Annotated in this window: 23 protein-coding genes; 7 read left to right on the top strand and 16 right to left on the bottom strand. The window is 29.9% G+C overall.

From position 1 onward, the window contains the following. Window positions 1–59: 59 nt before the first annotated feature. The 6 genes from KPL51_RS11625 to KPL51_RS11600 form a co-directional block, all read right to left on the bottom strand. Complete coding sequence (locus tag KPL51_RS11625) at window positions 60–593, bottom strand: YeeE/YedE family protein (protein ID WP_216161323.1); 534 nt, start codon at window positions 591–593, stop codon at window positions 60–62. A 58-nt stretch (window positions 594–651) separates the two neighbouring features. Then, window positions 652–876 carry a sulfurtransferase TusA family protein gene (locus KPL51_RS11620; RefSeq protein ID WP_216161320.1) on the bottom strand — a complete coding sequence of 75 codons (225 nt, stop codon included), beginning with the start codon at window positions 874–876 and terminating at the stop codon, window positions 652–654. A gap of 25 nt (window positions 877–901) precedes the next feature. After that, on the bottom strand, window positions 902–1561 hold the full coding sequence (locus KPL51_RS11615) for a YeeE/YedE thiosulfate transporter family protein (protein WP_216161317.1): 660 nt from the start codon (window positions 1559–1561) through the stop codon (window positions 902–904). 11 nt (window positions 1562–1572) lie between these two features. Then, on the bottom strand, window positions 1573–2529 hold the full coding sequence (locus tag KPL51_RS11610; RefSeq protein ID WP_216161314.1) for an NAD(P)/FAD-dependent oxidoreductase: 957 nt from the start codon (window positions 2527–2529) through the stop codon (window positions 1573–1575). 242 nt (window positions 2530–2771) lie between these two features. Next, window positions 2772–3212: a GatB/YqeY domain-containing protein gene (locus KPL51_RS11605; protein WP_216161311.1), complete on the bottom strand. Its 441-nt coding sequence runs from the start codon at window positions 3210–3212 to the stop codon at window positions 2772–2774. A 153-nt stretch (window positions 3213–3365) separates the two neighbouring features. Further along, window positions 3366–3794, bottom strand: a complete 429-nt coding sequence (locus KPL51_RS11600; RefSeq protein WP_216161306.1) for a hypothetical protein — start codon at window positions 3792–3794, stop codon at window positions 3366–3368. Between the two features lie 188 nt (window positions 3795–3982). Here KPL51_RS11600 and KPL51_RS11595 point away from each other — a divergent pair, with 188 nt between their 5' ends. Continuing rightward, window positions 3983–4201: an MORN repeat-containing protein gene (locus KPL51_RS11595; protein WP_216161303.1), complete on the top strand. Its 219-nt coding sequence runs from the start codon at window positions 3983–3985 to the stop codon at window positions 4199–4201. Between the two features lie 264 nt (window positions 4202–4465). Here the strand turns inward: KPL51_RS11595 and KPL51_RS11590 are convergent, their stop codons facing one another. Together KPL51_RS11590 and KPL51_RS11585 are read right to left on the bottom strand one after the other, a co-directional pair. Next, window positions 4466–5194: a hypothetical protein gene (locus KPL51_RS11590; RefSeq protein ID WP_216161300.1), complete on the bottom strand. Its 729-nt coding sequence runs from the start codon at window positions 5192–5194 to the stop codon at window positions 4466–4468. 412 nt (window positions 5195–5606) lie between these two features. Beyond that, window positions 5607–6521, bottom strand: a complete 915-nt coding sequence (locus tag KPL51_RS11585) for a metal ABC transporter substrate-binding protein (RefSeq protein ID WP_216161297.1) — start codon at window positions 6519–6521, stop codon at window positions 5607–5609. 166 nt (window positions 6522–6687) lie between these two features. Between KPL51_RS11585 and KPL51_RS11580 the strand changes: the two genes are divergently transcribed. The 6 genes from KPL51_RS11580 (at window position 6688) to corA (ending at window position 13327) form a co-directional block, all read left to right on the top strand. Continuing rightward, a complete protein-coding gene (locus KPL51_RS11580; RefSeq protein WP_216161294.1) occupies window positions 6688–7371 on the top strand; it encodes a metal ABC transporter ATP-binding protein in 684 nt (227 codons plus the stop codon). Next, window positions 7358–8173: a metal ABC transporter permease gene (locus tag KPL51_RS11575; RefSeq protein ID WP_216161578.1), complete on the top strand. Its 816-nt coding sequence runs from the start codon at window positions 7358–7360 to the stop codon at window positions 8171–8173. Before KPL51_RS11580 ends, KPL51_RS11575 begins: the two co-directional genes overlap by 14 nt. A 335-nt stretch (window positions 8174–8508) precedes the next feature. Beyond that, entirely contained in the window at window positions 8509–9501 is a 993-nt protein-coding gene (locus tag KPL51_RS11570; RefSeq protein ID WP_216161291.1) for a CobW family GTP-binding protein, read from the top strand. A 15-nt stretch (window positions 9502–9516) separates the two neighbouring features. After that, window positions 9517–11079: a permease gene (locus KPL51_RS11565; RefSeq protein WP_216161288.1), complete on the top strand. Its 1563-nt coding sequence runs from the start codon at window positions 9517–9519 to the stop codon at window positions 11077–11079. Window positions 11080–11093: 14 nt separating this feature from the next. After that, window positions 11094–11906: a TIGR03943 family putative permease subunit gene (locus KPL51_RS11560; RefSeq protein WP_216161284.1), complete on the top strand. Its 813-nt coding sequence runs from the start codon at window positions 11094–11096 to the stop codon at window positions 11904–11906. Between the two features lie 467 nt (window positions 11907–12373). Next, window positions 12374–13327, top strand: a complete 954-nt coding sequence (corA, locus tag KPL51_RS11555; RefSeq protein WP_216161280.1) for a magnesium/cobalt transporter CorA — start codon at window positions 12374–12376, stop codon at window positions 13325–13327. Between the two features lie 189 nt (window positions 13328–13516). Here corA and KPL51_RS24020 read toward each other — a convergent pair whose 3' ends face one another. The 8 genes from KPL51_RS24020 to KPL51_RS11515 all read right to left on the bottom strand — a co-directional run bounded on the left by KPL51_RS24020 (window position 13517) and on the right by KPL51_RS11515 (window position 19942). Continuing rightward, the gene (locus KPL51_RS24020) at window positions 13517–13849 is read right to left on the bottom strand and encodes a methyl-accepting chemotaxis protein (RefSeq protein WP_280526767.1); all 333 of its coding nucleotides are present in this window, start codon (window positions 13847–13849) and stop codon (window positions 13517–13519) included. Window positions 13850–14354: 505 nt separating this feature from the next. Then, entirely contained in the window at window positions 14355–15305 is a 951-nt protein-coding gene (locus KPL51_RS11545; protein ID WP_216161274.1) for an AEC family transporter, read from the bottom strand. A 126-nt stretch (window positions 15306–15431) separates the two neighbouring features. Beyond that, window positions 15432–16253, bottom strand: a complete 822-nt coding sequence (locus KPL51_RS11540; protein WP_216161271.1) for a metallophosphoesterase — start codon at window positions 16251–16253, stop codon at window positions 15432–15434. Window positions 16254–16391: 138 nt separating this feature from the next. Next, a complete protein-coding gene (locus tag KPL51_RS11535; RefSeq protein ID WP_224854164.1) occupies window positions 16392–17231 on the bottom strand; it encodes a carbohydrate ABC transporter permease in 840 nt (279 codons plus the stop codon). Between the two features lie 12 nt (window positions 17232–17243). Continuing rightward, a complete protein-coding gene (locus KPL51_RS11530; protein WP_216161268.1) occupies window positions 17244–18125 on the bottom strand; it encodes a carbohydrate ABC transporter permease in 882 nt (293 codons plus the stop codon). A 162-nt stretch (window positions 18126–18287) separates the two neighbouring features. After that, entirely contained in the window at window positions 18288–18560 is a 273-nt protein-coding gene (locus KPL51_RS11525; RefSeq protein ID WP_216161265.1) for a hypothetical protein, read from the bottom strand. Between the two features lie 51 nt (window positions 18561–18611). Then, complete coding sequence (locus tag KPL51_RS11520; RefSeq protein WP_216161262.1) at window positions 18612–19595, bottom strand: ABC transporter substrate-binding protein; 984 nt, start codon at window positions 19593–19595, stop codon at window positions 18612–18614. Then, a complete protein-coding gene (locus tag KPL51_RS11515; RefSeq protein WP_216161259.1) occupies window positions 19586–19942 on the bottom strand; it encodes an MBL fold metallo-hydrolase in 357 nt (118 codons plus the stop codon). Before KPL51_RS11515 ends, KPL51_RS11520 begins: the two co-directional genes overlap by 10 nt. Window positions 19943–20114: the final 172 nt, after the last annotated feature.

Below are 20114 nucleotides of genomic sequence, written 5' to 3'. Positions count from 1 at the left end.
TTTGTAATTACAATAGTAAGGCCTGTCATGTTTCCTCTATAATATCTCAATTGATTCTTTTAGATGAAATATTTAACCAATAATTTGCTTCCAATCCATGCTCCAACAAATATAAATACCCAGTATATCCAACCATGCAAGGACATTGAGGCAACTCCACTAAATAGTGCTCCAATATTACATCCAAAGGCTATTCTCGCTCCATATCCCATAAGTAGTCCACCTAAAACTCCAGCAACTACTTGCTTCCATGATTTTAGTTTTTTAATTTTAAATTCAGATGCAAGCAATGTAGCTAAGAAAGCCCCAATAACAATACCAATATTAGATACAGAATGTAGATCATTAATAAAGCCTCCACTTAATGATGCTGCATTACTCTTTTGTTGAAAGTAGAACCATTTTTCTGGGTGCCCACCTATTGACTGATAAATCCAGCCGGCCCAGGTTGCAAATGGAGAGGTTACTCCCCATGCTTTACCAACAGCTGATAGCATTGCAATATTCAATAGTCCTAGAATAACCGCCCCAACAGTGTAAGGCCAAGGATCTTTTAAAAATATTCTATAATAAACATTATTCTTTATATCCATGAATTCACCTTCCTCTCTATATTATAAATTACTCCCTAGTATTATGTAAATATAACTACTAATTTTTTTCTATGTATACTTCCCATTGTCCATCATCTATCTCCTCAATATCAACATTATGCCCTTCTTTTCTTGCCCATTCCGGTATATTTTTCATAGCACAGCTATGATCTATTTCAACTATTAAAACATCTCCAACTTTCATGATAGCAAGCTTTTTTTGAGCCTTTATTAAAGGTATAGGGCAAACTTCTCCTAAACAATTTAAATTTACTTCTGACATTTTACATTCCTCCTAAAATTATGTTTCATCTATTTGATTTTTTATTTCCAAACCAATCTGCAAATACAAATATAGCTAAAAGCAATCCAAATTGAAATAGTAGTGCCATTGGCCATCCTAAAACATCTGGTAAAAATACTCCCTTAGCAGGCACAAAAGATTTTGACCACCATCCAAAATCTTTTGCTCCCCATAGTGATCCAATGATAAAAAACACTAGGGCAAGCATTTGCATTGTGAAGCCTTCTCCTACTCTCATTAGAGTTCCAGAAGCGCAGCCTCCTGCAATAACCATTCCTATACCAAACATTGTAGCTCCCACCACAGTGTGCATTCCAGCTGGTGAAATGTTACCTGGTATTTGGGCTCCTTTTGATGCAGCTGCAAATTGCAGTGTTGCAAATCCAACACTAGCTGTTGCTATTGCAATAACCACTGCTTTTGTAAGAGATGTACTACCTGTTAAAACTGGATCTCTTAAAGATGCAGTAAAGCAAAACCTAGATCTTTGAAGTGTAAACCCTAATGCCACACCAAATCCCCACATAAGTGCTGATTTTGGAGCACCACTAGCAATAAAAAAACCCATTCCTACAATTGCAATAAACAAAATAACTCCAAAAGGAATTTGATTCACTCTTTTTTTTCTTATCTTTCTTGTTATTGTTGTTTTAATTTCTCCCATATTTCCACCTCCTAATTTTTTTCAAATACTTTAGATTTAGTAATATACTTATCAGCTCCGATACCTCCAACTGCTCCATCTCCAACTGCAGTTGCAACTTGCCTAAGTACCTTATCTCTTACATCTCCAACTGCAAACACGCCTTCAATATTTGTTTCCATATTTTCAGTAGTGCTAATATACCCCTGTGGTGTTAGGTTTATTTTCCCTTTGAAAATTTTAGTGTTAGGGATGTACCCAATAAATAAGAAGCAGCCATCTACTGGTATTTCAATGAGGTCCTCGGTTTTAGTATTTTTAAGTATTACTGTATTTAATCTTTCTCCTCCTTGAAAAGAATCTACAACAGAATCCCATATAAATTCTATTTTAGGGTTTTTAATAGCTTGCTCCTGTACTGTTTTACTTGCTTTCATAGTCCCTTCATGGTATCTTATAGCAACTATAACTTTTTTAGCAAATTTAGTTAAGAACATTCCTTCCTCAATGGCTGCATCCCCACTTCCAATAACCATAACTGTTTTATCAATGTAATAAACAGCATCGCAAGTAGCACAAAATGATATACCCTTATCAAATAAAAATTTTTCTTCATTTGTTGCATTTGTTACTCTTGGTTTTCCACCAGTAGCAATTATTACAGATTTTGCATGATAAATTACTCTAAAGGTTTCTACAACTTTGTCCTTATCCTCCAGTTGAACAGTTTTCACATCTGTTAGTTTAAAATTTACTCCGAAATTTTTAGCTTGTTTATGAAATAAATTCATTAGGTCAATTCCTGTAATTCCTTCTGCAAAGCCTGGATAGTTTGCAATTTCATTGGTATATGTGGCTAGCCCCCCTACCAATGATTTTTCTATTAAAAGTGTTTTTAGCTTAGCTCTTCCACAATATATTGATGAAGTTAAGCCAGAAGCACCTGCTCCTATTATAACAACGTCATAATATTCATGTTTCTTATCCATGGCAATTCCTCCCTATCAAAACTATAAGTAACTCCATAAGAAGTATTTATATGAATCACTTGTAATTGTAACGTATTATTATGTAGTTTATATGTAGAATTCGACATATTTCAACATATCTATAGTTTTTTAGTATATTTACCCGAAAAAAATAGAGCCAGCAGATCAATATCGATCCCCTAACTCTATATTTCTAAACTAAATACTAAACCACATGGCAAGTGGTTGCCACCAATTTTCTCTTATGCCAGCAATTCCTTCACAAGTGGATTTATCTTTCTGCTATCATACTTTCCTTTTAACTTAGGAATAACAGCCTTCATTGTCTTTCCCATGTCACTATTTCCGTTAAATGCGTTTTCTGCAATAACTTCAATGATAATTGCCTTTGCTTCCTCGTCAGTAAATTGCTTTGGCATATAAACTGCGAACATTTCGATAGCAATTTCTGTTTCAGATATAATTTCTTCTTTGCTCGCTTGCTTTGCATAACTAAGGGTCTCATTTAATTGTTTAATTGTTTTTTCAATAATACCAATTAACTCATCATCTGTAAGTTCTTTTTTCAAATCCATTTCTTTGTTTTTAACATCTGCCATCAAAGTCCTAAGTGCAGTAAGTCTTATCTTATCCCTATTCTTCATATATTTAATAATATCTTCTTTTAATGTTTGTTTTAACATACGTATATACCTCCTAATTGATTCAGTAATTTTCAGCAATCTATATTGTTATCTTACCAAAATTATACTGATATATACACATTATACACTTAATAAGGTATTCTTGTATGTAGTCCCATATTATGAATAATAAAATCGGTTATTCTTTACTGTTTATAAAAAAATCAAATCTATGCCTTTTTCTTCCATGAACTTAATATACTCCTCTTTACAATTACAAAAATCTACACAAGTGCAAAATTCACTATTAATGGTTTTAATTAAATCTTTTCTATGTTCATCATAATTTTTTTTATCTTTTTTTAATATATCCAATGATATATAAAGAATAAATAATGTAGCTGCGAAACCTACAAGTATAATTAAATCAAATGTTTTTATAGCACTCTGTAAATTTCTATTTTCAAAAACAGCCGTTGCATAAGATATGTACCTCGTGTTGTACAAAAGCGCATAAACCCCTAGTAAACAAGATATTCCAGAAAGTAAGATCAATGAAGCATATTTTTTAGCCACCTTTTGTTTCAATTCACATACCTTGTCACTTTTCTTTTTTGTTGAATAACTAAGTTTTAATTCCATTCAAACACCTCCATATATTTTCATTACACAATTAAATTATGATTTTATATTCTAATTTATTACTTTTTAAAATATAATATACAATATTAGTAAATTATGTTATAATGTATAGAGAGTTCATATGATTATGATTGGTTAGGATGGTTAACAAATAGTTTTTAATAACTAGAAAAGAAGGGGTCTTTATAATGGATGATGTGGTTACAAAATATTATTCTGACGGCAGTAGATATGTAGGTGAATTTAAAAATCATAAACCTTATGGTATAGGTACTTTTTATTTTAATAGCGGAGGTAAATATATAGGTAAATTTAAAGATAATGGTCCATGTGGAATGGGTACTGCATATAATTCCGATGGATCTGTATATTATGATGGTGAATGGAAAAACGGTAAACCTAAATAATACTTAACTATTTTCCGAATTTTTTGAAGGCTAATACCTTCTTTTTTTTGTTTTCTATATGGGCGTTTTTGCCTACCCCCCAGAAAAGGTATGTTAGTGTACTTTTATATCGGAGGATAGACTACAAGTAAGTATTTTTTTACTACCCCTAGTAAAAAAGTGGAATAAGCAAATCACTCATTTGGTACTATTTTAAATTTAGTCAATTCAAAAATAATTGCATCCATGTCAATAGACTTCGATTTTGTATTAAATTCATAGCGATCATAGAGGTTTATATGATATCCAACGGCTATGGTTTCCACGGTTTTTAATTTGAAAATGCTCATTATTTCCTAATAAAATACGTTGGTTGACCTCCGTAATTCTAGTTTCAAGTTGATGCTCAAGTTCTACCAAATGACTATGTATAGGCTGGTTAAGAACAGTCAAGCCAGTATCAGTTATTAACTTTTCTTTCTGTTGCCATTGAATATCATCTATAAGATCATCCTCAAAACTCTGGAAATTGATACTGTCACGACAAAAAATATCAGCAGATTTCAAACCATTTCGCAAGAGGCGATAAACTAAAAATTCATAGTGATCCACTAAGAGAATTTTTTGGCCATTGACGTCTTCTTTATACATGTAGCGCTTTATACTATCAGGTATAAATTGATTTGGTAAATCGTCAGACGGATATTGCCCAAGGGATTTATTTTTAATAAAAGCTACCTTCAAAAAATTTACTGCATCCATTAACGGATCATGAGTTAAAGGAGCTATAAAATCCACCATTAAAAGTATAGATCTCAAATGCCTTTTAAATTGAGATGCCAACTTTCCAATGTTATCCCATTGAAAAGCATTTTCATCGAATTTAGCATTTGTGGAAATATGATTAGCTATATCTATAATCTTTTGTCGTTCTAAAATAGTAAATGCTGTAGCCTGAACATCCTTGAAAGGAGTATCAATATCAATACTATCATCAGTAAATATTTTAAGCACTTGACCCACTTTTTTTTATATTTTGATTGTTTTCTGAGTAAGAATCATATACTTGCTCTTTTGCTTTGGATTTAGATTCATCTATGTAATGTCTTACGTTATAAATAAGAGTGCTTATAAGATTATCATGCATACGTTGATAGCGATGCAGGACAAAACATAATAAATAAACGAAACCTATCCATTCATTAAGTTGCTTAAGCTTATAGACCGAATAGTAATCTATCAATGAGTCATAGTATTTTATGCTTTCTTTGGAAATGTCTAATAGCGGCATTAATTTTTTGCCAAGCAAGTAAAAATGCTTTATTTGTTTACCGCGGTTAATTTCACACTTTATAACACCTTGATAATGAAATTATAAAGCATCTATATAGTAGATAGATGTAAACTATCTACTATATAGATGCTTTTATTTTAAACTATTATATATCATTTCCAAATTTTCTCTCATACACTCTACATAATCCTTATTATCTTCCTTGCTCTCTATTGTATGTATTGTTTCAACTTTAGCACCCACTTCTTTAGCTAGAGCATTTGAAACCTTAGGGCTTACCATATCCTCAACAAATATCGTCTTAATATTATTTTTGTTACAGAAATTGGTCAATTCTTTTAATTTTTTAGCACTTGGCTCTCCTGCAGCAAAAACATCTTCTACACTGTTTTGTGTTAAACCATAATCTCTGCAAAGGTATGCAAAAGCAGCATGGCCAGTGACAAAGCTCTTATTGCTTACAGCTAGGAACTTCTTATTATACTCATCATAAAGTGTATCAAGTTGTAAAGCAAAGTCATTGTAATTTTTTTCATAATAATCCTTATTAGAAGAATCAGCTTTCATCAAAGCATCTTTTACATTTTTAGCTTGATTTTTTGCACCTTTTAAACTTAGCCATAAATGTGGGTCATATTGACCATGTTCTTCTATTTCATCAGAATCTATATTTTTTATTGCATTCGAACCTTTTGAAGAATCTACCGAAATTAAAGTTTTATTGTCTATGGATTGTAAAACCTTATCTACCCAAGCCTCCATTCCCAAACCATTGTACATAAATATTTTAGCATCATTTAAATTTTCAAGGTCCTTTGCCTTTGGTTCAAAATCATGTGGTTCAGTACCCTCAGGTATTATAGTTAATATATTAACCTTATCTTTTCCAACAGCAGAAGCAATTTCTCTCATTGCATTAAATGTGACTACAACTTTTGTTTTGCCTTGAGAAGGTACAGTATTAGTTTCTGAGTTTTTGCTACCACATGCTGTAAAGGTCAGTAACGTAAAACTAAATAAGATGAAGATTGTCAATTTTTTTAACATTTTTATCACTCCTTAAAATAACTTGTTGCAAATCATTTGCATTTACATATATAATATACGTATAAAGATAAATTTTGTCAACAATATAATTTACATATTTTCATGGAATTAATATTTCATATTTTGTAAAGTGGCACAAGTTTTTTATATTGATCGGAGGATAATTATGATTCAGATTAACAAACTATTTTTTTCTTATACTAAGTCGAAGCCATTCATACTTAATGATATTAGTCTAACAATTAATGATGGTGATTACCTATCTATATTAGGTGATAATGGCTGTGGTAAAAGCACTCTTGTAAAATTAATATTACATTTTCTGACTCCCACTAATGGTACTATATTAAATTCGAATAAAAACATTGGCTACGTTCCACAAAAATCTAATTTCTTAAATTCTCAATTTCCCATTACCGTATATGAAATGCTCAATTGCTACAGAAAGGTACTAAAAATGAAGGATAAGAATTTAGTCTATAAAAATTTAGAGAGAATTAATATGCTTGATTTTAAAGATTCACTTATAGGAACATTGTCAGGAGGTCAACTTCAAAAAATATTTATAGCAAGAGCATTACTAGGCAGCCCTAGTCTGTTAATTTTAGATGAACCCTCCACAGGAATTGATGTAAATAGCCAAAAGGACATTTATAAACTAATAAAGGACTTAAATAGAACCAATAAAGTAACTGTTATTGCTATTGAACATAACCTTAATGCAGCTATGATGAACTCTTCTCTTATCTATCATTTATCAGGTGGAAATGGTCATTTGTGTACTCCTGATAAATATATAGAAGAATATTTAAAACCAAATAAAGGAGATGATTCTTATTTTTCAATATAGTTTTATGCAAAATGCTTTTGTGATTTCTATGCTCATTTCTATACTTTGTCCTTGCATCGGTTTGTTCTTAGTACTAAGGCGATATTCAATGATTGGAGATACATTGTCCCACGCTTCTCTCGCAGGAGTTGCAATTGGTCTTTTATATAATGGCAACCCCATAATAAGTTCGTTTTTGTTTACTTCAATATGTGGAATTTTCATTGAATTTTTAAGAGATTACTTTAAGAAATATGCTGAGCTAATTCTTGCTATAGTTTTGTCCTTAAGTGTCGGAATTGCAATTACTATTATGAGCTCTGGCAAATTACATGCAAATGTAAACTCATTTATATTTGGAAGTGTGCTTACTGTTACAAGAGAAGATTTATATGCAGTACTTATATTAAGCATCATTTCAATTACCACATTAATATTTTTATATAATAAACTTGTTATTATTGTCTTTGATGAAGAAGCAGCAAAGATTGCTGGAGTAAATGTTAAGTTAATAAACTATATATTTTCTATATTAGTTGCAGCTACAATATCTGTTTCGATGAGAATTGTTGGGGTACTTGTTTTAAGCTCAATGATTGCTTTACCGGTTGCTACTGCAATGCAACTGGAAAAAGGGTTTAAAGCAACTTTTTTATATTCAGTGTTATTTAGTGTAATTGATATATTACTGTCCCTGTTTATATCTTATTATATGAATTGTGCTCCTGGAGGTATAACTGCATTAATTTCAGTTATTTTACTAGCATTAGTCATATTAATAAAAAAGTGTAGATCCCTTTTAATAAAAAGTGCCTTTGAATAAACACCAAAAGATTCACTCTTTAATAAACTAGGAAGATTAATAATACGTTTGACGTATACATACTTTTATATAACTAAAATCGTAGTAGGAGGTATTAATAATTAGTAAAAATTTATTTTCAAAAGTATTAGTACTAAACCTTTAAAAAAGAATATAGTTAAACTAAATAAAAATAAGTTGCATAATATTTTATTAGATAATATAATAGGAACGAATTGTAAATGCAAGTGATTCGCAAATAGTTTTATAAATAAAATATTCTGTTGATTAAAAATTGATTGGTGTAATTTTGCTATTAATTTCTACATAAAAAACATAAATTGGAGGCGTAAGAAATGAAAACAAAAGTTGATATAATTTCAGGATTTTTAGGTGCTGGAAAAACCACTTTAATAAAAAAGCTACTTGAAGAAAAGTTACATAATGAAAATATAGTTATAATAGAAAATGAATTTGGTGTAATTGGTATTGATGGAAGTTTACTTAAGCCATCAAATGTTGTGGTAAAAGAAATCAACTCAGGATGTATATGTTGCAGCCTTGTAGGCGAATTTGGGAGCGCAATTGAAGAGATTATAGCAAAGTATAGTCCTGATAGAATAGTTATAGAACCATCTGGAGTTGGTAAATTATCCGATATAATCAAAGTATGTGATTCACTTAAATTAAAGAATTTAATAACAATTAATATGGTTATAACCATTGTAGATGTATTAAAATATCAGATTTATATAACTAACTTCGGTGAATTTTATGAAAATCAAATAAAAAATGCTAAAACTATTATTTTAAGTAGGACGGAAAAATCTAATAAAAACAAACTAGATTCTATTGTTAATTCCATACGCAAACTAAATAATAAATCCAATATAATTACAACGCCTCTAGAAAACATAAATTCCGATACTATAATTGCTGTTGCACAAGGTAGTGACTCAGTGTCACTTGAAAAACAGATTAAAAGCGCAAAAAACTTCTCTATTAAGGGTAATTCCTATCCTAATGTCTATAAATCTGAAACACGTCACCACCACAATCATAATGCAGATGAGGTTTTTGAAGTATGGGGCCAAGAAACTACTAATGTATACAAAAAAACTGAATTAGAAAAAATCCTAGCAAATATAGAAAACGAGAGAATCTATGGAATTATTTTAAGAGGAAAAGGAATTGTACAAAGTGATAATAATTTATGGTTGCAATTTGATTATGTACCTGGTGAATCTGAAGTTAAAAACATTAACCCTGATTACACAGGTAGATTTTGTATAATAGGCAAAAGCTTAAATAAGAGTGCACTTTGTAGTTTGTTTAATATAGTTGTATAGATGGGGTTATAAATAATGAAAATTAAAGTAGATATAGTAACTGGTTTTATAGGGTCAGGTAAAACTAAATTTATAAATAACAAGATTAGAACTGAGGTTTTTAGAAAAAACATAATAGTTATTATACAATGTGAAAAAGGGCAATCAGAGATTGATTATGATATCTTTAAAAACAATAATTTATTTATTGAAAATGTTAGTAACCAAAATTCTTTAGATGAAAAATATTTAAATGAAATAATAAAAAAGTATCAACCTAATAAAATTATTATAGAAGCTAACGGCATAGAAAAAATTGATAACTTATTAAATATTTTTGATTATTTTAGTGTAAGTAGAAAGTGTTTTATAAATGAAATAGTCCATCTTATTGATGCCACAACCTTTGATATTTTTATGAATAATATGGGTGAAATATTAATAACTCAGATTTCAAATAGTGATTTTATAATACTAAAAAATACAGCTGGTTTTGATATAGGAAAATTAAATAGTATTAAACGAACTTTAAAAAGAATAAATAGGTCTGCTAAAATTAGTAGAGAAATTCTTATACAAAACAAACCCAAAATAATTAATAATGAGATTTTAATTCTCATGGCAGTTTTCCTTTCAGCCGTGACATATTTAGTATGTTCTGTAATAGGTTTTGAAATGCCAGCTGTTTTTTTTCCTTGGATAGAACACTTTAGTTCAGTATTTCTAAGTATTCTTATTCAGGCTTTTCCGTTTATATTATTCGGTGTATTTGTATCATCTGTAATCCAAGTTTTTGTAACAAGTGAAAAAATAATACGGATTTTTCCTAAAAATAGAATTTTACAATTTATTGTTGCAATATTTGCAGGAGCTTTTTTTCCAGTATGCGATTGTGCCATTGTACCAGTAGCTGCGAGACTTATTAAAAAGGGTGTTCCATTACCCGCTGCTGTAACATTCATGCTGGCAGCCCCTATCGTAAATCCTATTGTAATTGCGTCTACGCTATATGCATTTCCAGGACAACCATCTATAGCGATTTACAGATTTTGTATAGGAATATTAGTAGCACTTTTTGTTGGAATTGTATTTGTTTTTTCCCCAGAAAAAGATATTATGCTCTTAAGTAATGTTAATGAGATTGCCTGTGATTGTGGTTTATGCGGTGATAACTATGATAATAAAAAAGGATTTGGCAGAAATATAGATGCGGTGTTTAGACATGCAACAACCGAATTTTTTACGGTAGGAAAATTTCTTATTATTGGTTCATTTTTATCTAGTTTAATGCAGACTATAATTCCAAAAGATGTCTTTTCCAACTTAGGTAGAGGAAGTATAATTTCGCTTTTAATAATGATGTTGTTTGCATTTATACTTTCAGTATGCTCAACTTCCGATGCCTTTATAGCACGATCTTTTACTAATCAATTCTCTATGGGATCAGTAATGGGTTTTTTAGTACTTGGTCCTATGATAGATATAAAGAACCTGCTTATGCTTTTAGGAAGTTTTCAAAAGAGGTTTGTTATCAAACTTGTAATACTTATCTTTGTAATTTCATTTGAGATATTACTTGTGTTCACAACACTATTCTAATGGGGGTATAAATTATGCAATCAATACGACTTAAAAGAATAAACATAGAAGTATTATTAAAGCTAATAATATTACTTGGATTTGCATTTTTCTTTTATCACATAATAAAAACGGGAAAAGTATTACTTTATGTTAATCCTAGGATTATTCCATATATAAAATTTGGAATCGTAGCAATGATTGCACTTTCTATATTTATTGTACGTGACCTATTTAAGCCGAAGAGAAAAGTATATCTAAAGCCCTATTTATTTTTTATTATTCCTCTATTTATGGCTTTCATGGTACCAACAACATCAGTTGCTTCAACTTCAATGTCACTAGGAAATGCTAAAAAAACTACAGCTACAAACCAAGTCAGTAGTATAAAAGATAATATAATAGAAGATCAAAATAATATTAATAATAATACTATTGCCTCCAATACAAATACTAATAAACCAGGTGAAGATTTAAAAATGCAGGATGATACAATCCTAGTTAACGATAATAATTTTATAGGTTGGACTCAAGAAATATCATATAATATGGCAAAATATGAAGGCAAAAAAATTACATTAACTGGATTTGTATTTAAAACTGATGGCTTTAAGGAAAATGAGTTTGTTCCTGCTAGACTTCTAATGTCATGTTGCGCGGCGGATTTGCAACCAGTGGGATTATTGTGCCATTATGATAAAGCTAAGGAGTTAAAACAGGATACATGGATAATTGTTAAAGGAGAAATAAAAATATTAGATTATAATGGTGAAAAAACTCCTGTAATTATAGCCGAAAGTATACAGATTACTAATAAACCCACAAATGAATATGTCTATCCTTATTAAAAATAAAATTATTAAAATAGAATTAATTTAATTATAGTAGTTAAAATAGTGCACGTCTCAACCGTTAAAAACAGATTGTAAATATATTTGATGAACTTAGCAAAGGTATGGGCATATGCCCCTACCTTTGTATTAATACATAATTTCCTTTCTAAGCTGTATCCGAAAGTACGTTATTTGGAATTACTGAAGACCAAAAACAGAAGTTTACGCACAGTCTAACATTGGATAGAAAAATATCCTACTATTTCACACTAATATACCTTTTCGGGGGGATAGGCAAAAACACCCTATATAAAGTTTTCTCCACTACTCCTTATGTGGGAATTTATTTATACTGATAGTATTTTTGAATATTATAAAATAGATTTTCCAAAATAAAAACAGTATAATAGAATTAGGCAAAATATATTTTAAATTAATGGCAATGTAGTAGTGTGGTTATTTTAACAAGGGGAGCGATTTTATTGATTACTTATATTAATAGTGAAGTACATAAATTTGAAGACATAGAAAAGGCTTTTGTGAATAAAACAACCCGTGATGATGGAATATTTTGGCTTAATATTAGTAATCCAACTGATAATGATTTTGTGTTTTTAAAAGATAAATTTAATTTTCATCATCTTTCTATAGATGACTGTATTCGAAGGAGTAAGAGGAGTAAGATAAGTGACTATAAGGATTATCATTTTTTAAATATTGCCACCTCAGATAGTCATCCAAATAATACAGTTTCTTATAATAACATATATGTATTCCTTAGCTCAAATTATATTATAACAATACATTATGGTGAAAATAAATCATTAAAAAAAATTATAAATGATATAGACAATGGGTTAGATATTGTTTCTAATGGAAGTGATTTTGTATTGTATCATATTCTTGATGGAGCCATAGACCAATTATTTACTATAACAGACAAAGTTGAAGAAAAAATTAACAGTTTAGAAGAAGAAACCATGAACAACCCTGTTCAAAATACACTTAATAATATTATGAAAGTAAAAAAAAGTGTTATTAAGCTTCGAAGGGTTGTTTCTCCTTTGCGAGAAGTATTAAATACTCTTTTAAGGCATGATGATATTATAACAGAAAACCACAGATTATATTTTTCTGATACGTATGACCATATACTTCGCATATATGATTTAATTGAATCTGACCATGAAATGATTACATCTTGTTTAGAACTTTATTCCTCACAATTGTCTAATTCCATGAACAGTGTAATGAAGTTTCTAACTATAGTCTCTACAATTATGATGCCACTCACAATTATAACAGGAATTTATGGTATGAATTTTGTAAATATGCCAGAACTACGTGCTAAATATAGTTATTTCATTGTTCTATTTATAATGATTTTTAGTTCACTATTCCAAATCTTATTTTTTAAGAAGAAAAAATGGTTGTAATGTCAAAAGAAACACCAAATGAATGGTGTTTCTTTTAATAGCTACTGAAACCATAAAAATCAAATAAGTTTATGGTTTCAGTAGCTTTCGAACCATTAAGATTGATTATATTATTAGGCTCTAAATAATTTTTATTATATGAATCTATCTATTAAAAAGCCATATTGAATAATACCTTTTGTTTTAAGTCTAGGACATGTTAGGTATTTCCACTCTAGCTGCTTCTATTGAGGCATTAAGTGCAAGTAAATTAGTTTGATCAGCAATTTCTAATATTGCGTCAACTATGTTATTTATTCCATCGGATTTTTTCCCTAATCCATCAGATATTTTCACAACATTGTCTACTGATGTTTTTATCTGGAGCGTTTGATTATTAATTGACTTAGATGCTTTATTGCAGTTTTCAACTTGTAAATTAGCCTTTTGGCTGACTTGCAATGCCTTATCAACTTCGTCACTTTGAACATTCACAGAAGAAACTATTTTATCAAGCAAATTAGCTATTACCCATAAGAACAAAAATAAGATTCCCAATAGTGTATTAAAAAAAACATACTAATAGTTTCTACTACAATAATACAGTTTAAAATAATTGCTATTTTTTTTGTCATATTTAACTCTCCTTTTATAGAGTATAAACTCGCTTACAAACCATTTCTATCTCTACATTCTCTACATTCTATTATTAAATAAAGTAATTCGACACAAAACATACTTTTCCTTTAATCAATTTTAATGTAATTATTAATAATCCAATTATACACAACTACCTCTAATTTATTAACTCTATTGACTATATTTATATACCTTTTAGTCCTAAAGAGTTTTCCGAATCTAACTTCTATAAGCATTTTTTAATTCACTCTTACAATGGATAAATAGCAATTATTGAGCTTACATAATTAATAAGATGCCACTTGCCAAGTGAATGGCAAATGGCATCTTATAGTATTGCTACTGTTATTATTATATTAACACAACAAGCATGTTAAATAGCTGCAAGGAGTTTTGATAGCAAAAATAACTAAATGAAGCTAAAGTTTTTTAGAATAAGAATAAAAAAGAAAATTGTGAAAGAGGACAAAATTGTAGTAGTCGCAACCAACTGCCCTGCTAACTCATCATTTGATTTCACATTTTGTGCCATGATATAACTTGCTATTGCTATAGGTGATGCAAATATGGAAAGCAAAACTCCAAGTTCAACCTGTCTAAACCCAATTAAAATAGCCGATAAAATTATAATTCCGGGTATAACAATTAACTTAAAAACAGAAACCCAAACAATATATTTAATATTTTTTACAGCATCTTTTATTCCAAAATCACCGCCTAATATAATGAGTGCAAAAGGAGTTGCTATTTTTGAAATATCTGTAATAGTTTTTTCAAGAACATTTGGAAGCTTTATTCCTATAGAAGCCGTTGCTATTCCTATAACACATGCAAGAATTAAAGGATTTTTAACTATATCCATAGCTGTCTTTTTTATTTCCATATTCTCACTATTACCTTTATTTGCATATATGAACAGAACTACAACGGATAAAAAATTATATAATGGTACCACAAAAACAGCAAGCATTGAAGTTATTCCGATATCGGCTTGTCCAAATAAATTCATACAAACCGGCACACCAAATAATATATAGTTACTTCTGAAAAGTGCCTGAATTAGCACTCCTCTATTTGAATTTTGCTTTTCAAGCCTCGGAACAATTAAAGTCATTAAAATAACAGTTATTAGAATTGAAGCTACTACAAAAACAATTAGTCTTATATTAAAACTGCTTTTTATATCACCAGAATAAATATTATTAAACAACATCAAAGGTAAAAAAAGCTTAAAAGTTAATTTATTTGCTGTTTTAAAAAAGTTTTCATCACAAACCTTAAGATATTTTAATACCCACCCCAAACTCATCATTATTATAAGTGGTAAAACTACGTTTACTGAAAAAATAAAATTTTGCATTTTTACTCCCTTTTAGACTAACTGAAAATTTAAAGAATATTTCAGTTAGTCTTTTTTATCATATGAATCTATCTATAAAAAATCCATATTGAATAATTTGTTTTGTTTTATGTCTATGGCAGATACTCATTCTAAATTGATTTCTAAAATTTCTGGCATAGCAAAAAATCTTATTGGTAACATTCCATTACCTATCCCACGTGTTAATACAATATCTCTATTTTTCTCATGAACTATCTTCTTTAAATACTTTTGACCATATTTAGAAGATGTATATGGTGCATATAATCCAAAAAAGTTTATTTGGCCGCCATGAGTATGACCTGATAGCCCTAAGTCATAATTAATCAGGTTTTTATAATCCCCAAAAAAATCAGGATTGTGGCAAATAGCAATAGTAAACTTATTGCTATTTGTCGTAAGCATACTAACTTTTGGATTTCCTTCAAATAAATCATCTATTCCTATTAGTTGTATACTATCTTCGCCAATATTAATAAGTTGTTTTGTATTTCGGAGTAGCTTAAATGAACTCCTATTAATTTCATTTAATAGTGAATCTTTCCTGTTATAATAATCATGATTCCCAAGAATAGTATAAATACCTACCTTAGCTTTAATTTTTCTTAAGATATCAAATTCACTGTCTAAATAAGCACTTACATCCCTCTTACTTTTCACCGATATGTCTAAATAATCTCCACCTATTATTATAATATCTGCCTCTAGTTTATTAATTCTATTGACTACATTTATTAGCCTTTTGGCTCTAAAAATTTTTCCATAGTGAATATCTGATATAAAAACAATTTTAAAATGCTTAAAACTTATTGGTATCTTGCTATTAACAATGTTAACACTTCTAACTCTATAAACTTGAGCTTCAATTAAAATCCACAACACGAAAAAAATAAATAAATATGTTAAAATATGAAATATATTAGCCATACATTCGCTCCTTTGCGAAAATCTATACATTTCTATTATAATAACATTAAACTGGTGTAAGGTGCTATTATAAGTTTTAAAATAAGTCGAAAAAAATACTTTTACTAGTATGTAATTTACTATGAATGTTATAGCTCATTATTTTACTGATGACCCTACCGTCAATGCTTTTTCAACTTCTTGATTAAACAGCAAATAAATAATGATTGTTGGAATACTAGCGATTACCATGGCCGCTCCCATTCCACCCCAGTCAGTAGAAAATTGACCCTGAAAGGTTATAAGACCAAGTGGCAATGTTTTTAAGGATTCTTTACTAATCAAAATAAGTGCCATCGTAAACTCATTCCATGAAAATAGGAATATAAAGGTCACCATAGTTGAAATAGCAGGCCTTACAATTGGTAAAATTATTCTAAAGAACGTAGTATATATATTTGCTCCATCTATAGCCGCAGCTTCTTCAAGTTCAAAAGGTATATTTCTGAAAAAGCCATAAAATACCACAGAAGAAAACCCTAATTCAAAAGCCGTATATGGGATAATTAGAGACCATAGTGAATTTGAAAGTCCGAATTTCTGCATCAATACTACCAAGGGAACAAGTATAATTTGAACAGGTATGAACATTCTACCCATAACATATATTCTGGCAACATTTGAAAACCTCCACTGCATTCTAGCTGTAGCATACGAGAACATTAGGGACAAAGTTATAGTAAAAACTACTGTGGCAGATGCTACTATCATACTATTTAAAAAATATGAAGGGATATTATAATTATTCCAAGCATTTATATAATTTTCAACTCTCAGTGTAGTTGGAAACCCAAAAGGATTTTTTACAAATATCTCATCGTTATTTTTAAATGAATAAAATACCATCCATACAAGGGGATATATAGAAATAGCTGTATAGATAGCTAAAAAAGCATATATAAATGTACTTATAATTTTCTTTCCAAATGTTGTTTTCAAAATAGTCCCCCCTTAATAGTAGATTACATCTTTTGACATAAGTTTGTTAATTATAATGGTTGCAAGCAAACACTGAATAACAAGCACTGAAGCAGATGCGCAGGCATATCCAAATTCATTTACCCTAAAAGCAGATCTGTACATCAGATAGGTCAATGTATAAGTAGCTGTTACTGGACCGCCTGCACTCATTATATACATAGTTGAAAAGGCTTTAAGTCCACCAGTTATTGTTAAAGTTAGACAGAGCTTATAGTTCTCGGTAAGTAATGGTAAAGTTATCTTGAAATATTTAGTTAGTGTACCTGCACCATCTATTTCTGCTGCTTCATAATAATGTTCTGGTATGGACTGCATCGCTGCATATATCAAAACAAGATAATATCCCATGTACTGCCAAGAATTTGCAAATGCAATTGCTATTATTGCTGAATTCTTGCCACTTAACCAATCTTGTCTATATTGCGTCCCTAGAACTTCAAATATTTTGTTTAGAAGTCCATATTGTCCATTGTATATAGAAATCCATAGTTGACATACTACAGTTACAGAAAGTACAACTGGAATAAAAAGTGATGTTCTAAAAATTTTTCTGCCCTTGATTTTTTTTAATGATAGTAATACTGCGAGTAAAGAACTAATGCCTATCTGATACACTGCAAGTACCGTTGAATATATAACCCCATTTTTTAATGATATCCGAAATAAATTATCACCAAATAGTTGTTTGTAATTAGCTATACTGTTAAAAATAGGTTTACTTAGTCCATCCCAGTTAAAGAAGCTCCTATATAAAGTATTACATATTGGAATACTTACAATAACCGTAAACAATATTAATGTAGGCAAAGTGAATACCAGAATTGCTGCTCTCTTCTGAGATACATTTCTCATCCAAATCATCCTTTTATATAAATTTTTATAAATTATTATGCAAATAATTATAGAACAGACTATCTAATCAAATTATAATTTCTTTGATAATCAAATAGTCTGTTTATTGATATATAACCTAAAAATTCTGTGTAAAAGTATATTAAATTAATTTAATATTTTTTATTTTGCTACATCTATCACCTTATCAAGATTTTTCATAAATTCCTCTACGGTGTAATCACCTACAAGAAGAGTATTTACTTCATCCTCAATGCCAGCTTTAAATTTTGCATTTGTAAGTCCCCAGCCATAACAAGTCATTGTTTTAAAATTAGCTGAATCGGTTACATATTGCTGTTGAATTGCATTATAACCATTTTCTGGTTTTGGGGTATTCTTTAATATTGGATTAGGATCAACCCTCTTTATAATTCTCCCCTCAGCAAATTTCAAAGCAAATTGACATACATATTTTGCTGCAATATCTTTATTCTTTGAATATGGCTATACTGCCAGGCCTGAATTATATCCTCCTCCACTCATATTCCATTTTACAGAACTTGCATTACTTTCGTCTGCTAAAGGGTAATAAAGTATTCCTACATTGTCCCCCATTGCAGTGCCAAGATCACTCATTGACCATGCACCACTTAAATACATTGCAGCTTTTCCCTGTTTAAATTGTGCTCCCGCATCATCAGAATTTAAATTAAATGCTCCTTTAGGTAAAAGTCCCGCATTAACAAGTTCCAATAATTTTGTAGCTGCATTTTTAAATGCTGGGTCGGAAGCTTTCCCTTCTCCTAAATCTAATTTAGTTATTCCTTTTGCTTCTTCCCTTGATGCAAGCATGTCAAATAATTGCACTCCTGGCCATTTTTCCTTAGCAAATAATGCTAGCGGAACTACCTTATTCGCCTTGAATTTTTTAACTGCACTTAGAAATTCTGCATAATTAGTTGGAACCTTAACACCATTTTTAGTAAATACATCCTTGTTGTAATATAACAATGCCGCAAATTGTCCTGCATCTGGTATTGCCCAAGTGTTACCATTTGAATCCTTTAAAAGAGGTACTGATGAAGGTAAAAATTGTTCTTCTATTCCAAGTTCTTTTACATAATTATCTAGTTTAAGAATATTATCAGACTTTTTAAATGATTCAATAATATCAGTTGTGGCAACAAATATATCTGGTAGATTTTTTGTTGCAGCATAAGTTTTAATCTTTTGATTGTCATCTTGCGCCATTATTTCCAGGTCCAATTCTACATTCGGCATTATGGTTTTCATTTGTTCTTTGGCATAATCAAATGGTTGTTTTTCATCGTCCATTGAATATTGAGCATAAACTCTCAATACTACCTTATTTTGACTTGCGTCAGTATTAGTTGGGGTTACAGTTACTTTTGGAGTACAGCCAACAAGTGTAGCCATAAAAGTACTTAGTAGTATAAGGCTAAAACGTTTCATAATTTTTATTTCCATAAAAATCCTCCTCTACCAGGCCCGTCAGTACAATCAATTATGGCAGCATCTATATGGACCGATTTCAAGAAATCCCAGGTTTGCTCTGGAAAATATCCGGAATCGTGTCTGTATAGTAATGTCCTTCCATTCAGTTTTATAATATAAATAAAGCACTTTTCATCAGGTTTATGATCAGCAAGTAATGGTATGACAATGGCCTTACCAATTTTATATTCTTCAAAAGGATATATTTCATTGAAGATAATTCTATTATTTTGATCTTTTTCCACATCAGTATCCATAAACTTTTTCTTTACGTTGCTATTTCCATATACCATAAGTACCTTATTTGAAGATTTCGCCACGCACTCTCGTGACTTCAGTCATGAGTTAGTGGCGTTAAGTATCATTGTATAAAATATAAGTTAATTACACATACTAAGTTGTGATACCACTGCGTTTAAATGGTATAATTAACTTATAGAAAGAAGGTGAATTTATCTATGTTAAAAGGATTTAAATATAGAATATATCCTA

The sequence above is a fragment of the Clostridium bowmanii genome (assembly GCF_018861315.1).
In the GTDB taxonomy this organism is placed as follows: Bacteria; Bacillota; Clostridia; order Clostridiales; family Clostridiaceae; genus Clostridium_AD; species Clostridium_AD bowmanii.
The sequence above is the reverse complement of the archived record's forward strand: the minus strand, read 5'-3'. Positions and strand labels throughout refer to the sequence as shown.